General features: G+C 42.3%; 17 protein-coding genes and 1 pseudogene. 5 read left to right on the top strand and 13 right to left on the bottom strand.

The genetic code is table 11. The annotated features are described in order from the left end of the window. The first annotated feature begins 321 nt into the window (after nt 1–321). From B3473_RS00950 to serS, 5 genes are all read left to right on the top strand, one after another. Entirely contained in the window at nt 322–1314 is a 993-nt protein-coding gene (locus B3473_RS00950) for a PTS sugar transporter subunit IIB (RefSeq protein WP_154455319.1), read from the top strand. 137 nt (nt 1315–1451) lie between these two features. After that, nucleotides 1452–2258, top strand: a complete 807-nt coding sequence (locus tag B3473_RS00945) for a PTS mannose/fructose/sorbose transporter subunit IIC (protein WP_154455320.1) — start codon at nt 1452–1454, stop codon at nt 2256–2258. 14 nt (nt 2259–2272) lie between these two features. Further along, nucleotides 2273–3184 carry a PTS system mannose/fructose/sorbose family transporter subunit IID gene (locus B3473_RS00940; protein ID WP_154455321.1) on the top strand — a complete coding sequence of 304 codons (912 nt, stop codon included), beginning with the start codon at nt 2273–2275 and terminating at the stop codon, nt 3182–3184. Between the two features lie 75 nt (nt 3185–3259). Next, nucleotides 3260–3622, top strand: a complete 363-nt coding sequence (locus B3473_RS00935) for a DUF956 family protein (RefSeq protein ID WP_154455322.1) — start codon at nt 3260–3262, stop codon at nt 3620–3622. 237 nt (nt 3623–3859) lie between these two features. Continuing rightward, nucleotides 3860–5137: a serine--tRNA ligase gene (gene serS / locus B3473_RS00930; RefSeq protein WP_154455323.1), complete on the top strand. Its 1278-nt coding sequence runs from the start codon at nt 3860–3862 to the stop codon at nt 5135–5137. 126 nt (nt 5138–5263) lie between these two features. On the opposite strand, the gene B3473_RS00925 is transcribed toward serS, so the two are convergent. The 13 genes and pseudogenes from B3473_RS00925 to B3473_RS00865 all read right to left on the bottom strand — a co-directional run bounded on the left by B3473_RS00925 (nt 5264) and on the right by B3473_RS00865 (nt 15947). Beyond that, nucleotides 5264–6037 carry an acetyl-CoA carboxylase carboxyl transferase subunit alpha gene (locus B3473_RS00925; RefSeq protein ID WP_154455324.1) on the bottom strand — a complete coding sequence of 258 codons (774 nt, stop codon included), beginning with the start codon at nt 6035–6037 and terminating at the stop codon, nt 5264–5266. Next, the gene (gene accD, locus B3473_RS00920) at nt 6034–6900 is read right to left on the bottom strand and encodes an acetyl-CoA carboxylase, carboxyltransferase subunit beta (RefSeq protein ID WP_154455325.1); all 867 of its coding nucleotides are present in this window, start codon (nt 6898–6900) and stop codon (nt 6034–6036) included. The genes B3473_RS00925 and accD overlap by 4 nt, the downstream gene beginning before the upstream one ends. A gap of 8 nt (nt 6901–6908) precedes the next feature. Next, nucleotides 6909–8279 (bottom strand): acetyl-CoA carboxylase biotin carboxylase subunit, encoded by a 1371-nt coding sequence (gene accC, locus B3473_RS00915; protein WP_154455326.1) that lies wholly within the window; start codon nt 8277–8279, stop codon nt 6909–6911. 93 nt (nt 8280–8372) lie between these two features. Next, nucleotides 8373–8795, bottom strand: coding sequence for a 3-hydroxyacyl-ACP dehydratase FabZ (gene fabZ / locus B3473_RS00910; RefSeq protein WP_154455327.1), 423 nt, complete (start codon nt 8793–8795; stop codon nt 8373–8375). Continuing rightward, a complete protein-coding gene (gene accB / locus B3473_RS00905) occupies nt 8792–9259 on the bottom strand; it encodes an acetyl-CoA carboxylase biotin carboxyl carrier protein (RefSeq protein WP_167829315.1) in 468 nt (155 codons plus the stop codon). The genes fabZ and accB overlap by 4 nt, the downstream gene beginning before the upstream one ends. A gap of 2 nt (nt 9260–9261) precedes the next feature. Then, on the bottom strand, nt 9262–10494 hold the full coding sequence (fabF, locus tag B3473_RS00900) for a beta-ketoacyl-ACP synthase II (RefSeq protein ID WP_154455328.1): 1233 nt from the start codon (nt 10492–10494) through the stop codon (nt 9262–9264). Between the two features lie 51 nt (nt 10495–10545). Then, nucleotides 10546–11283 carry a 3-oxoacyl-[acyl-carrier-protein] reductase gene (gene fabG, locus B3473_RS00895; RefSeq protein ID WP_154455329.1) on the bottom strand — a complete coding sequence of 246 codons (738 nt, stop codon included), beginning with the start codon at nt 11281–11283 and terminating at the stop codon, nt 10546–10548. Between the two features lie 8 nt (nt 11284–11291). Further along, nucleotides 11292–12212: an ACP S-malonyltransferase gene (gene fabD, locus B3473_RS00890; RefSeq protein WP_235280856.1), complete on the bottom strand. Its 921-nt coding sequence runs from the start codon at nt 12210–12212 to the stop codon at nt 11292–11294. 38 nt (nt 12213–12250) lie between these two features. Continuing rightward, nucleotides 12251–13261, bottom strand: coding sequence for an enoyl-[acyl-carrier-protein] reductase FabK (gene fabK, locus B3473_RS00885; protein ID WP_264879743.1), 1011 nt, complete (start codon nt 13259–13261; stop codon nt 12251–12253). Between the two features lie 108 nt (nt 13262–13369). Beyond that, complete coding sequence (locus tag B3473_RS00880; protein ID WP_154455332.1) at nt 13370–13594, bottom strand: acyl carrier protein; 225 nt, start codon at nt 13592–13594, stop codon at nt 13370–13372. A gap of 61 nt (nt 13595–13655) precedes the next feature. Next, the gene (locus B3473_RS00875; RefSeq protein WP_154455333.1) at nt 13656–14630 is read right to left on the bottom strand and encodes a beta-ketoacyl-ACP synthase III; all 975 of its coding nucleotides are present in this window, start codon (nt 14628–14630) and stop codon (nt 13656–13658) included. A 2-nt stretch (nt 14631–14632) separates the two neighbouring features. After that, nucleotides 14633–15067: a MarR family winged helix-turn-helix transcriptional regulator gene (locus tag B3473_RS00870; RefSeq protein ID WP_293650992.1), complete on the bottom strand. Its 435-nt coding sequence runs from the start codon at nt 15065–15067 to the stop codon at nt 14633–14635. A gap of 91 nt (nt 15068–15158) precedes the next feature. Then, nucleotides 15159–15947, bottom strand: a pseudogene (locus tag B3473_RS00865) (enoyl-CoA hydratase). Between the last annotated feature and the right edge of the window lie 301 nt (nt 15948–16248).

Genomic DNA, 16248 nt, shown 5'->3' with positions numbered 1-16248 from the left:
CTCTCCCGTCGGAGATTTCCTCACTACTAATCTTAGTATGTTTTTCTACACACGAAAAGGCTCCATAATCTCTGCTTGGGATTTACCCACTACAGAAATTATAGAGCCGAAAAAGTAAGGGTTTTTAGTTTACATATTTCTGAAATATTTTCAGGATTTCTGCTATTTTTCTCAAAAAGCTATTGCATTTTTATTGGAAACGTTTTACAATAAAGTTGTTCTTAAATTTCCTTGAAATGAAAAAGAATGGCCAAGTACGCTTGGAAGGAGATTATTCTTCTTCGTTTCAACGAAAAATATTTAAAAGGAGGAAGAACAAGAATGGGTATCGGTATAATTATTGCCAGCCATGGTAAATTTGCTGAAGGTATTCATCAATCAGGTTCTATGATCTTTGGCGACCAAGAAAAAGTTCAAGTGGTCACTTTTATGCCAAGTGAAGGACCAGATGACTTATACGCACACTTCAACGATGCTATCGCACAATTTGATGCTGATGATGAAATCCTAGTGCTAGCTGACCTTTGGAGCGGTTCTCCATTTAACCAAGCTAGTCGCGTGATGGGTGAAAATCCTGATCGTAAGATGGCTATCATTACAGGTCTTAATTTGCCAATGCTTATCCAAGCCTACACAGAGCGTATGATGGATGCTGACGCAGGTGTGGATAAAGTTGTTGCAAATATCATTAAAGAAGCTAAAGATGGTGTCAAAGCACTACCTGAAGAACTTAACCCTGCTGAAGAAACTGCCGCTGCACCTGCTGCACAAGAAGTACACCAAGGTGCAATCCCAGAAGGGACTGTCATTGGAGATGGTAAACTTAAAATCAATCTTGCTCGTATTGACACACGTCTTCTTCACGGACAAGTTGCGACAAACTGGACACCTGCTTCTAAAGCCGATCGTATCATCGTTGCATCCGATACAGTAGCTAAAGACGAATTACGTAAAAACCTTATCAAACAGGCTGCACCAAACGGTGTTAAAGCAAACGTTGTCCCTATCAAGAAATTGATTGAAGCTGCAAAAGATCCACGTTTTGGTAATACACACGCTCTTATCCTATTTGAAACACCTCAAGAAGCACTTGAAGCTATCGAAGGTGGCGTGCCAATTAAAGAACTAAACGTTGGTTCAATGGCTCACTCAACTGGTAAAACAATGGTTAATAACGTTTTATCTATGGATAAAGACGATGTTGCGACATTTGAAAAATTACGTGATCTTGGTGTAACATTTGACGTTCGTAAAGTTCCTAACGATTCTAAAAAAGATTTGTTTGAACTTATCAAAAAAGCAAATGTACAATAATTTTGGAAGCTACTAAGCATTATCAGGCTGATATCTAAGCTTCATAATCCTCAGTACTCTTATAACTAAGTAAAATTGTCACTGACAGTTTTACCATCGCACATTGAAAACTATTATAGACGAAAGGAACTAGAATAATGTCAATTATTTCTATGATTTTAGTCGTTGTGATTGCTTTCTTCGCTGGTTTGGAAGGTATCCTCGACGAATTCCAATTCCACCAACCGCTAGTTGCCTGTACATTGATTGGTCTTGTAACAGGACACCTTGAAGCTGGTATTATCCTTGGTGGTTCACTTCAAATGATTGCTCTTGGTTGGGCGAACATTGGTGCCGCAGTTGCGCCTGACGCTGCCCTTGCTTCTGTTGCTGCCGCAATCATCATGGTTAAAGGTGGCGACTTCACTCACAATGGTATCGGGGTTGCAACAGCAACTGCTATCCCTCTTGCCGTTGCCGGACTTTTCCTTACAATGCTTGTTCGTACAGCTTCTGTTGCCTTGATTCACGGTGCTGACGCTGCTGCAAAAGAAGGAAATATCGCTGCGGTTGAACGTACTCACTTAGTTGCCTTGTTCCTTCAAGGTATTCGTATCGCTATCCCAGCCGCACTTCTTCTAGCTGTTCCTACTTCAGCTGTACAATCAGTGCTTAACGCTATGCCAGCATGGTTGTCAGGTGGTATGGCCGTTGGTGGTGGTATGGTTGTTGCCGTAGGTTATGCTATGGTTATCAACATGATGGCTACAAGCGAAGTTTGGCCTTTCTTTGCCATCGGTTTTGCTCTTGCTGCCATTTCTGATCTTACTCTTATCGCCCTTGGTGCTATTGGTGTTGCAGTTGCCTTCATCTACCTTAACCTTTCTGAAAAAGGTGGAAACGGTGGCGGCGGAACTTCTACTGGTTCTGGTGACCCAATTGGCGATATCTTGGAAGACTACTAGAGAGGGGTACTATAATGGCTGAAAAATTGCAATTATCACAATCTGATCGCCGAAAAGTTTGGTGGCGTTTAACGTTCCTTCAAGGTTCTTGGAACTACGAACGTATGCAAAACTTAGGTTGGGCTTATGCCTTGATGCCTGCGATCAAAAAACTTTACACAACTAAAGAAGATCGTGCCGCTGCTCTTGAGCGTCACTTGGAATTCTTCAACACACACCCATACGTAGCTGCTCCAATCATGGGGGTTACAATGGCGCTTGAAGAAGAACGTGCTAACGGTGCAGAAATCGACGATACTGCTATCCAAGGGGTTAAAATCGGTATGATGGGACCGCTTGCCGGTGTTGGTGACCCAGTCTTCTGGTACACTGTACGTCCTATCTTGGGAGCTCTTGGTGCTTCACTTGCTCTTGCTGGTAACATCATGGGACCAATCATCTTCTTCCTTGGTTGGAACATCATCCGTATGGCTTTCCTATGGTACACACAAGAAGTCGGATACCGTGCAGGTTCTAACATCACTAAAGACTTGTCTGGTGGTATCATCCAAAAAATCACTAAAGGGGCTTCAATCCTCGGTATGTTCATCCTCGCGGTGCTTGTTGAACGTTGGGTATCTGTAGCATTTACAATCAACCTTCCTTCAACAACACTTTCAGAAGGTGCATACATCAACTTCCCTAAAGGTGACGTTACTGGTCCACAGCTTCAAAAAATTCTCGGTGAAGTTGCTAGCGGACTTAGCTTAACTTCTGAACAAACAAACACTTTACAAGGACAATTGGATTCATTGATTCCTGGTTTGATGGGACTTCTTCTTACATTCCTTTGCATGTGGTTGCTTAAGAAGAAAATCTCTCCAATCACAATCATCATCGCATTGTTCATCGTTGGTATTGCAGCTCGATTCTTCGGAATCATGTAATAACCGAAAAAGAGGGAGTAACATCCTTCTTTTTTTATGCTATAATGAAAGCATAAGTAGTGTTAAGGAGTTTATATGGCACAATCAATCAATTCTACCGTCGAATTCACCACAACTGGCGTTTCTTATTTAGGTCTTGGTGGGAAAGTCGGCAAATTTCTATTAGGTGACAAGGGAATCGAATTTTACAATGATGCTAATGTCGAAGATTACATTCAAATCCCATGGACAAGTATTGAAAAAATTGGTGCCAACGTCACCCGAAATAAAGTCAGCCGACATTTTGAAATCTTTACCGATAAAGGAAAATTTCTCTTTGCCTCAAAAGATTCTGGAAAAATTCTAAAAGTAGCTCGTCAACATATTGGCAATGACAAAGTGGTTCGTATGCTAACACTTGTCCAAACCATTGCCAGACGATTTGTCAAAAAACAATAATTTTTGTATAATAGTAGCGTACGGATAAGTAGATTTGAAACTCTTTCAGAAAGTCTGCGGGAGCTGCGAGCAGATAGAGGGACAAGGTCGAAATTCTACCGTTAACGCATTCAAATAAGGAAATTAAGTGCACAGATGTGAAGCTGGATGGAACCGCGCTCAGGCGCTCCAGCAGCTACTCATCTGTGCTTTTTTGTTCATCAAGACGGTGGGCAAAATCATTTTGGAGGATATCTTATGTTAGACATTAAACGCATTCGTAATGATTTTGACGAAGTGGCTCAAAAATTAGCGACTCGTGGCGTTGCTGCTGAAAAATTGGCTGAGTTAAAAGAACTCGATGACAAACGCCGTGAATTGCTTGTCAAATCAGAATCAGCAAAAGCTGAACGTAACACAGCTTCTGCTGCTATCGCTCAAGCGAAACGCAACAAAGAAGATGCATCTGAACAAATCGCAGCGATGCAAGCTTTATCAGCTGAAATCAAAGCAACTGACGCTGAACTAGCTGACATTGACGAAAAATTAGCTGAATTCACTACTACATTGCCAAACATTCCTTCTGAGGGCGTACCTGTAGGTACTGACGAAAATGACAATGTGGAAGTGCGTCGTTGGGGAACACCACGCGATTTTCATTTTGACATCAAAGCTCACTGGGACCTTGGTGAAGACCTTGGTATTCTTGATTGGGAACGTGGTGCCAAAGTAACTGGTTCTCGCTTCCTTTTCTACAAAGGACTTGGTGCTCGCTTAGAACGTGCCCTTTACAACTTCATGTTGGACGAACACGCTAAAGAAGGTTATACAGAAGTCATTCCACCATACATGGTCAACCACGATTCTATGTTTGGTACTGGACAATATCCTAAATTTAAAGAAGATACTTTTGAATTAGCTGATTCAGACTATGTTTTGATTCCAACAGCTGAAGTTCCTTTGACAAACTATTACCGCGGTGAAATCCTTGATGACAAAGAATTGCCTGTCTACTTCACTGCCATGAGCCCTTCATTCCGTTCAGAAGCAGGCTCTGCTGGTCGTGACACGCGTGGTTTGATTCGCTTGCACCAATTCCACAAAGTTGAAATGGTGAAATTCTCTAAACCAGAAACATCATACGATGAATTGGAAAAAATGGTTGCCAATGCTGAAAATATCCTTCAAAAACTTGGACTTCCATACCGTGTGATTACCCTATGTACTGGCGACATGGGCTTCTCAGCTGCTAAAACTTACGACTTGGAAGTTTGGATTCCAGCTCAAAACACTTACCGTGAAATTTCAAGCTGTTCAAATACCGAAGATTTCCAAGCTCGTCGTGCCCAAATCCGTTACCGTGACGAAGCAGATGGTAAAGTGAAATTACTCCACACGCTTAACGGTTCAGGTCTTGCAGTTGGACGTACTGTTGCTGCTATTCTTGAAAACTACCAAAACGAAGACGGTTCAGTGACTATTCCTGAAGTCCTTCGTCCATATATGGGTGGCGTTGACGTTATCGCTCCAAAATAAGCCGCACCACTGTAAAAAGCCTTGCTCGCAAAACGAGTAAGGCTTTTTGTCTGCTCAAAAAAAGAAATAGTATAAAAGCATTTTAGGATTTAAAATACTTCTATGCTACTTCCTTTGAATGGCTTTTTAATATTTTCTAAAACGTTGGTAACGGTTTTCTAGCAAGGTATCAAGCGGTAACTGACTCAAACGCTCTAATTCTGTTATCAGGTTCTGCTTAATCATATCGACGATTTCACTTGAGAAATAACCGTGCTCAGGGATAACCTTATCAACAACACCCATATTGAGCAATTCTCCTGCTGTTATTTTCATCAATTGAGCGGCTTCTGAGGCACGAGAGCCGTCTTTCCACAAGATAGAGGCAAAGCCTTCTGGACTTAAAATCGCGTACATGCTGTGTTCTAGCATCCAAACTTGGTCTGCGACAGCCAAAGCCAAGGCACCACCTGATCCACCTTCACCAATGATAATGGCAATAATAGGCACTTTCAAATCACTCATTTCCAAGAGATTGCGAGCAATAGCCTCACCTTGACCACGTTCTTCCGCCCCAACACCAGGGTAAGCACCTGCGGTATTGATAAAAGTCACCACGGGACGGCCAAATTTTTCTGCTTGTTTCATCAAGCGTAGCGCCTTACGGTAACCTTCAGGATTGGGTTGCCCAAAATTACGTTTGAGATTTTCTTGCAACTGTTTGCCCTTTTGAATACCGATAACCGTCACAGGACGACCGTCCAAACGAGCAATGCCACCAACAACCGCACCATCATCTGCAAAATGGCGATCACCATGCAGTTCGATAAAATCATCAAAAATCAATTGAGCATAGTCAAAAGTCGTCAAACGCCCTTGGTCCCGTGCTTCTTTTAAAATTCTCGAAACGTCTGATCTCATCTTTCACCTCCATGTAGTGCAACAAGCATCGCAATCATCTCTGGCAATTCTGTCCTATTGATAATGGTATCCACAAATCCATGCTCTAAAAGAAATTCGGCTTTTTGGAAATTATCTGGTAGTTGCTCACGAACGGTATTTTCAATCACACGACGGCCAGCAAAGCCCACAAGAGCTTGCGGTTCTGCGATAATAATATCGCCTTCCATGGCAAAACTAGCGGTCACCCCACCCGTTGTTGGGTCTGTCAAAATGGTCAAATAAAATAACCCTGCATTTGAATGGCGTTTGACGGCTGCAGAAATTTTAGCCATTTGCATCAAGCTCATGATACCTTCTTGCATTCGCGCACCGCCTGAAGCCGTAAAGAGCACAACAGGCAGTTCTTGGGCTGTCGCTAATTCAAATAAACGCGTGATTTTTTCACCAACCACCGTTCCCATAGACGCCATGATAAAATTCGAATCCATGATACCAAGAGCAACTTTTTGCCCCTTAATAGTCGCAAGTCCTGTCAAAACTGCTTCGTCAAGCCCTGTTTTTTCACGTGCTGCGGCTAATTTTTCCTGATAACCTGGAAAATGAAGGGGGTCTGTGGTTTCTAAACCTGTGAACAATTCTTCAAAACTGCCTTCGTCAACGGTAATCGCCAAACGTTCCTTGGCTGAAATGCGGAAATTATACGAACAACTTGGGCAGATTTTGGCAGTTCCCAAATCTTTTTGGTAAATCATGTGCTTACAAGCGGGACACTTAGCAAACAATTCATCAGGTACTTCAGGCATTTCTCTCTTAACGCCTGTTTTCAACGAATTATTGGGAGTAATGCGAATGTATTTATCTTTTTTATTAAACAGTGGCATAAGCTCTCCTAATCATTGTCTTTATTGTAGTTGGGTAAAAAGGTTTCCATCAAAAATGAGGTATCGTAATCCCCAGCAATAACGTGCTCATCTGAAATCAAGTCCATCTGAAAATCTGCATTCGTAGTAACACCCACGATTTCTAATTCATAGAGAGCACGCTGCATTTTCATCAAGGCATCAAAACGATTATCACCGTGGACGATGATTTTAGCAATCATGCTGTCATAATAAAGCGGAATGGTGTAGCCGTTATACATAGCAGAATCCACACGCAAGCCCACACCACCACTTGGCAAATACAAGTCTGTGATTTTTCCAAGGCTTGGAGCAAAATTAAACTTAGGATTTTCAGCATTGATACGGCATTCAATGGCATGACCTGAAATCGTCACATCGTCTTGGGTTAAGGATAAAGGTTGACCTGCTGCGATGCGAATTTGTTCCTTGACAATATCAACTCCGGTTACAAATTCTGTCACAGGATGTTCCACCTGAACACGGGTATTCATTTCCATAAAGTAAAAAGCTGATGTCTTTTCATCAAGCAAGAACTCTATCGTACCAGCATTTTCGTAATGAACAGCTTTGGCAGCACGCACGGCCGCTTGACCAATCTGATGACGCAAGGTTTTCCCGATGGCAACAGATGGGCTTTCTTCCAAAACTTTTTGGTTATTGCGTTGCAAAGAGCAGTCCCGCTCACCCAAGTGAATCACATGACCGTAAGAATCCCCTAAAATCTGAACCTCGATATGTCTAGCGGGATAGATGACTTTTTCGATGTACATGGCACCATTACCAAAGGCTGCCAAGGCTTCTTGGGACGCTGATTCAAAGGCTGGAATGAGGTCCTCGGCAGAATTTACCTTGCGAATCCCTTTTCCACCGCCACCAGCAGAAGCTTTTAACATCACTGGATAACCCAGATAATTAGCCACTTCAAGGGCTTCTTGGGTAGTATGCACCTCGCCATCAGAACCAGGAATCACAGGAACGTCTGCCGCAATCATTTCGGAACGCGCGTTGATTTTATCCCCCATCTTATCCATCACTTTGGCACTTGGCCCGATAAAGCTAATATGCATTTCTTCGCACATGGTTGCAAATTTGGAATTTTCACTTAAAAAACCAAAACCTGGGTGAATGGCTTCTGCACCTGTGACAATAGCAGCTGACAAGACAGCATTCATATTCAGATAAGAATCCGTTGAACAAGCTGGACCGATGCAAATGGCTTCATCAGCTAAAATCGTATGCAACGATTCTTTATCCACCTCTGAATAGACAGCGACCGTATGGATGCCCAATTCACGCGCCGCACGAATAATTCGCACCGCAATCTCACCTCGATTGGCAATTAGTATTTTTTTAAACATGCGTCTGCTTTTATCCTCCTATCAGGAATTGCTTTCTTGCAATCCTTGTCCAAATGCTTTTTCTAGCTGAATTAACACTAAACGATAGGCCTTTTACTGACCAATCGCAAAGGTCAAGGTACCAGAAGCCGCTAATTTCCCATCTACTTCTGCCTTGGCTTCCACCACGGCAATTGTGCCACGGCGTTTGACAAATGTCGCTGTCATCACCAATTGGTCCCCTGGAACAACTTGCTTTTTAAAACGAACCTTGTCCATACCCGCATAAAAGACCAATTTACCTTTATTTTCTTCCTTTGATAATTCTAACACACCTGCGGTCTGTGCCAAAGCCTCCATAATGAGAACCCCTGGCATAACAGGATAGTCTGGAAAATGACCATTGAAAAAAGGTTCATTGATGGTCACATTTTTAATAGCTACAATCTTATCATCGCTGGCTTCTAGCACGCGGTCAACCAAAAGCATTGGGTAACGATGTGGCAAAGCCTCACGAATTTGTTTGATATCAATCATTTAATACGCACCAATCCTTGTCCAAATTCAACAACTTCTTCATTAGTAACCATGATTTCAGTGACAATCCCATCTTTTGGAGCAGGGATTTCATTCATGACTTTCATAGCTTCAATAATCAGCAAGGTTTGCCCCTTTTTAACCGTGTCCCCAACAGAAACAAAGGCTGGTTTATCAGGAGCTGGCGCTAAATACGCCACCCCAACAAGAGGACTAGTCACTTCATCTCCTTCGACAAGAGGCGTTTCTTCTGTTTCGCTCACTGCTTCTGCATCTGATGAAGATGGAGAAGAAACAACTGGAGCAACTGTCACCGCATTAACTGGCGGAACTGCCACTGGTTGAGGAGCTGTGTATTCATTTTTACTAAAGCTCAACTCAGCCTCTCCCGTTTTAAATGAGAATTCACGCAGACTTGATTGGTCAAATTGCGCCATCAAATCCTTCACTTCTGAAATATTCACAACTACGCCTCCCAACGTTTAAATGCTAGCACCGCATTGTGCCCACCAAATCCAAAGGTATTCGAAATAGCATAGGCTATATCTGCTTCTTGTCCTTGACCATAAACAACATTTGCCTCGATATCTTCTGACAATTCACGCGTACCAGCCGTCATTGGAATATAGCTATGACGCATGGCTTCGATGGTCGCAATCGCTTCAACGGCACCCGCTGCACCAAGAAGGTGACCTGTAAATGATTTAGTTGATGATACAGGCACTTCTTTTCCAAGAACAGTAACAATGGCCTTGCTTTCGCCTTTTTCATTGGCTTGTGTTGACGTACCATGGGCATTGACATAATCCACTTGCTCAGGAGCAATCCCCGCCTCATCAATAGCTAACTGAATGGCTTTCGCAGCACCTGAACCGTCTGGAGTTGGCGTGGTTTGGTGATAAGCATCGCAGTTGCTACCATAACCCACAACTTCTGCCAAAATAGTTGCCCCACGTTTTTGAGCGTGTTCAAGGCTTTCAAGGACAAGCACACCAGCACCTTCACCCATCACAAACCCATTGCGGTCTTTGTCAAATGGAATAGCAGAACGAGCTGGGTCTTCGGTTGTTGACAAAGCTGTCAAAGCATTAAACCCACCAATACCAATTTCATTAATCGTTGATTCTGCTCCACCAGCTAAAATCACATCATGGTAACCAAATTTGATTTCACGGAAAGCTTCACCAATCGCATCATTTGAAGAGGCACAAGCCGTTGTAACAGATTTGCAGACACCACGCGCACCAATACGCAAGGCAATATTACCTGCCGCCATATTAGAAAGAGCTTTAGGAATGAACATTGGTTGAATGCGTCGAATGCCTTTGTCATGCATACGGATAACTTGCTCTTGCAGTTCTTGCAAACCACCGATACCAGATGACACAATCACCCCCGTGCGGTCACGGTCAACCGTTTCCATATCCAAATTAGCATGTTCAAGTGCCTCTAAAGCGGCATAAATAGCATAAAGAGAATATTGGTCCATGCGGTTTCTATCTTTACGAACAAAGTATTGATCAAAGGGAAAATCGTGGATTTCACCTGCATTGTGAACGGGAATGTCTGACGTATCAAATTTAGTAATCGGTCCAATACCAATCTTGCCTTGATAAAGGCTATCCCAAAATGCTTCAGGGGTATTTCCGATTGGTGATGTCACCCCATAACCTGTCACTACAACTCTATTTAATGTCATGTTTATCTCCTTTAAAAGAGGAATCCTTACTGTCTTACTAAGCTGGCTGCCTTAAGATTGCATGGTCATGCCACCATCGATAGCAATCACTTGACCTGTCAAATAATCTTGTTCTGCTAAAAAGGTTGCAACGGTAGCAACTTCTTCCGCTTTTCCAATCCGTTTCATCGGAATATTGGCAACAATAGCCTTTTGCATTTTTTCTGGAATGACGTCCGTCATGTAAGAAGCGATGAAACCTGGCGCAATAGCATTCACACGGATACCACGCGCAGCCACTTCACGCGCCACTGATTTGGTGAAACCAATCAAACCAGCTTTTGAGGCCGCATAATTGGCTTGCCCAACATTACCCGTTAAGCCAACGACACTTGATATATTAATGATAACGCCTTGACGTGCTCGTGTCATCGGTTTTAAGACGGATTGTGTCATGTTAAAGGCACCTGTTAAGTTAACCTTCAAAACCGATTCAAAATCTTCTTCCGTCATTTTCAAGACCAATTTGTCATTGGTGATGCCAGCATTATTGACCAAAATATCAACAGAGCCCAAACGCTCAATAGCTTCATCCACCATGCGTTTAGCTTCTTCAGCCTGTGAAATATCGCCTGTAATAGCAATGGCCTGACCAGGATAAGCTTGAAAGCTTTCTAAAATCTCTGGCGCCACTTGTGAGCGACCGTTGAGGACAACATTTGCCCCAAGGCTAGCAAATTGATGGGCAATCGCCAAACCAATGCCCCTCGTAGAACCCGTGATAAAAACATTTTTATTTTGGATTGTCATGATATCTCCTAATTCTGCAATAATTCGTCTAAATCAGCTACACTTTCAACAGCTCTCGTTGGAATGGTCTTGTCAATTTTTCGCAAAAAGCCACTGAGGACTTTTCCAGGACCAATCTCGATAACCTCAGTCATGCCAAGTTCACGCATGGTTACTATGGAATCGTAAAAACGCACAGGTTCCTTGACTTGCCTTGCCAACAAGGGCTTGATGTCGTCATGTCGCATCACCTTAGCCTCGGTATTGCCCACCAGCGGAATGTGAAAATCAGCAAAACTCACCGTTTCAAGCACTTTGGCTAATTGTTGGCTCGCTGGTTCCAATAAGCCCGTATGGAAAGGACCTGACACTTTCAAAGGAATCAAACGTTTCACACCTGCTTCTTTGAGCAATTCAACCGCAGCATTCACGGCTGCTGTTTCTCCACCAATTACAATTTGGCTAGGTGTGTTGTAATTAGCTGGGGTTACAATACCCTTGACTAAAGCCTTTTGGCACATCTCCTCAATCAAGTCAGCATCAGCGTTCATCACAGCCACCATCTTGCCAGTTCCTTGCGGAGCTGCCGTTTCCATAAATTCACCGCGTTTGGCAACCAAGGCCACCGAATCTTCAAAATCCAAGGCACCTGAAGCTACCAAGGCTGAATATTCACCAAGTGAAAGCCCCGCTACCATATCAGGCTCGAAGCCTTTTTCTTGAAGCAAACGAAAAATAGCAATGGAAGTTGTCAAAATAGCAGGCTGTGTGTAGCGGGTTTGGTTCAACTTTTCATCATCTGTATCAATCAGCTGACGAAGGTCATACCCAAGAACAGCACTCGCTTGTTGAAACGTTTCTCTCACAATAGGATAAGCCGCATACAAATCGCTTGCCATTCCTAATTTTTGTGCCCCCTGACCTGCAAATAAAAAGGCAGTTGTCGTCATTAAACCCTCCTATACGGCAGACGTATCTCTAACGTCCTTTAGTTTTCTACCTCACTATCAGACCAGCGTTTAGCTTCCGCCAAAATAACCTCTTTGGCGCCATAGTAAAGGTCTTTCAAAATATCTTCACACGTTTCTTCTTTGGCAATAAGCCCTGCGATTTGCCCAGCCATAACAGAACCCATGGTCACATCACCATCCACAACGGCATTGCGTAAAGCACCTGCCCCCAAAGCTTCGATATCTTCTGCAGTTTTACGTCCAACCAAGAAATCTTTTTCCGCATGGGCATACGAAGTGGTTAATTTATTTTTGATGGCACGCACAGGGTGTCCCACAACAGTGGCAGATACCACAGTGTCAATATCTTTAGCTTTTAAAATCTTATCTTTAAATTGCTGGTGCGCATTTGACTCTTTGGCCACTACAAAACGCGTTCCCACTTGAATAGCTTCTGCTCCAAGCATAAAGACAGCAGCTGCACCACGACCATCACCAATACCACCAGCTCCAATAACTGGAATATCAACCGCGTCAACCACTTGACGAACCAAGGTCATTGTTGTCAATTTACCAATGTGACCGCCAGCTTCCATACCTTCTGCAATCACAGCATCCGCGCCCAATTTTTCCATGCGTCTTGCCAAAGCAACACTTGGAACCACGGGAATAACCGTAATTCCTGCCTCATGAAAACGTTCCATGTATTTTCCAGGATTTCCAGCGCCTGTCGTTACGACTTTGACCCCTTCTTCAATGACCAAATCCACAATATCATCAACAAAAGGTGACAAGAGCATAATATTCACACCAAAAGGTTTATCTGTTATCGTTCTAACCTTGTCAATATTGGCTTTAACGACTTCTTTTGGGGCATTACCACCACCAATAATCCCTAAACCACCAGCATTTGAAACGGCTCCTGCCAAATCACCGTCAGCAACCCAAGCCATTCCCCCCTGAAAAACAGGGTATTTGATATTTAATAACTCTGTAATACGTGTTTTCATCTTTAACCTTCTAAATCCACAGTCAGACAATAATTTGATAATCAAACTATAACCATAAGAAGAGAAGGAGCAGGATATGAACTAGCTAACTAGCCATATCCTACGCCTCCTTTCGTCAATATAACATTGATTTTGACTTAAACGCTATTATTTTGTTTTTTCTTCTACGTAAGCAACCAAGTCACCAACTGTGTTAAGACCATCTTCAGATTCGATTTGGATATCAAATGCATCTTCAATTTCTGAAATCACTTGGAAAACATCAAGTGAGTCTGCATCAAGGTCTTCAAAAGTTGTGTCCATTTTAACTTCTTCTGGTTCTTTACCAAGTTCTTCAACGATAATTTCTTGTACTTTTTCAAATACTGCCATGATGATTTTCTCCTTAAAAATAAATACAATATATTTCCTGTACGAACGTACAAGTAGTTAACTAAATTTTAACAATTAGATTTCCCCATGTCAAACCTCCACCAAAAGCAGAGAATAAAACCGTTTGTGAGCCATCTAATGCAATGATACCTTTATCCACTGACTCTGATAATAAAATAGGAATACTTGCTGCACTGGTATTACCATAAGCCATCATATTGGCTGGCAATTTCTCCATGCTAACCCCTAATTTTTTAGCCATTTTGTTCAAGATTCTGATATTGGCTTGATGTAGGAACAAGTAGTCTAAATCCTCGATGGATAAGCCAGCGTCTGCGACCAATTGTTTAATGCTCTTTGGCACATCGCGAATCGCAAAATCAAAAATCGCACGACCGTCCATCTGGAGGTATTTTTCATCTGAAGTTGTGTCAGAAAATGGAGAGGATAAGCCAACCAATCCAGAGGTCAAACTGCCGCCGCGGCTACCGTCTGTATGAAGGGACTCTGCCAAAAAGTGCTTTGTATCGCTTGCTTCAAGCAAAACACCGCCAGCACCATCACCAAAGAGAACCGAACTACTACGGTCAGACCAATCCAAGGTTTTTGATAAGGTTTCCGCACCAATGACGAGACCTCTTTGATACAGACCAGATTGGATAAATTTATCCGCCGTTGCTAAAGCAAAGACAAAACCACTGCAAGCCGCCGTCATATCCATTCCAAATGCATTGCTTGCTCCGATATTGGCTTGAATACGCGCTGCCGTTGAAGGCATCAAGCTATCTGGTGTAATGGTCGCTACGATGATAAAATCAATAGCTTGCGCTGACAAGCCAGATTGCTTTAGCAATTGTTGAGCCACTTGCGTTCCCAAATCGCTGGTCGTTTCCTCACGAGTGATGTGACGCTCCCTAATACCTGTTCGTGATGAAATCCATTCATCACTGGTATCCATAATCTGCGATAAATCATCATTGCTAATAATCTGTTCAGGAGCATAAGCTGCCACCTGAGTTATTTTTGAAAATGCCATGATTACATTAACTCCTCAAGAAACTTATGAAGATTTTTAAGAACTTGTGCCAAAGCTTCAAATTCCTGTTCATTCATATCTTCAGCGATATGAATTACCATATTTTTATGAAACTTGCGGTGGAGCCTATCTAACAGTTTCCCTTTTTTTGTCAAAGTCAAGTGAACAACGCGACGGTCCAGCTTTGAACGTTTTCTCTCAATGTAGCCTTTTGCCTCGAGCTTGTTTAAACTAGTCGTCACAGTGCCTAGGGTTAACATCAATTCCCTAGCAATATCACTTGGTGTCACATTGGTATTTTTGCCAATAATTTCAATGGTGTGCATCTCTTTCAAAGAAACGTCACTGAACTGGCTCTTTCTCAAACTCGTTTCTTCGATAACTTGAACACGATTAAAAATATCAACAAGATAATCATTGATTCTATTATAATCCAAAGGACCACCTCCAAGAAAAAACTTTGACGCTCAAATTATATCAAAGTGCTAATTAATTTGCAAGCCTTTAAACAGTCTTGAACGTTACGTCTTATTTTCCTGAAAATTTTGGACGTCGTTTCTCAGAAAAAGCCAGCACGCCTTCTTTGAAATCTTCCTTAAAGGCCAAATCTTCTTGTAGTCGCAATTCTAAAGCCGTGTAATCTTGCCAATCCTCAAACGAAGCCTTCCAAGACATTTCCTTGATAGCACGATAAGAATTGATTGAACCACGGAGCAGACGTTTGCAAAGTTGTTAGGTGGTTTTCTCTAATTGGTCTGATTCACACAAGCGGTAAACAATCCCATATTCATAGGCTTTTTCCGCATTTAAAGCTTCACCTGTCAAAGCTAATTGATTGGCACGATTGGCACCGATAGCACGGCTCATCAACAAAAGTCCTCCTGCATCAGGAGCCAACCCCACACCGATGAAAGCTTGAATAAATTTGACTTTATTGCTGGCTACCACAAAATCAGCTGCCACTGCCATATTAGCAGCCGCACCAGCTACCGCACCGTCAATACTCATAATAACCAGTTTGGGCAATTGTTTTATGGCAAAGGAAATCTGATTGACCAAATGGGCAATCTCAACCAGTGAAGCAATGTTGTCCGCATCCACTGCGTGCTTCATTTCCACCAAATCACCGCCGACAGAAAAGACCTTCCCAACAGCCTTGATAACCAAAAGCTTGACAGTCGAATCCTGCTTTACCTTTTCCAAAACATCCAAGATTTCTTGGCAAACAGGAATATTAAATCCATTTGAAATATCAGGACGATTCAACGTTAAAATCGCCACTTCCCCCGCTTCATAAATAATATGACTATATGACATACAAAAACCTCTATCAAAAAATACTTTGATAATTTAATTATTTTAGTGATTGCTATTCTATCATAACTATGATTATTTTATCAAAAGAAAAAAGGAAATTTATGAAAAATAATTTGATATTTTAATAATTTAGTATTCAAATTAAATAGACTAAAAAAAGAGGTGAAACCTCTTTTTCACTATGTTAACTGCGTCACATCCTGCAATAATTGCCCTAAATCCGTCAACAAACGACTGGCTTTGCTTTGGTCCATGCCAAACATACGGTCCTCAATCGCCCAAACAGGTAAATGGGCTGACG

It is taken from the genome of Streptococcus sp. UBA632, from assembly GCF_002300045.1.
GTDB lineage: Bacteria > Bacillota > Bacilli > Lactobacillales > Streptococcaceae > Streptococcus > Streptococcus alactolyticus.
Note: the sequence above shows the minus strand (reverse complement) of the source record. Positions and strands in the feature narration are given on the sequence as shown.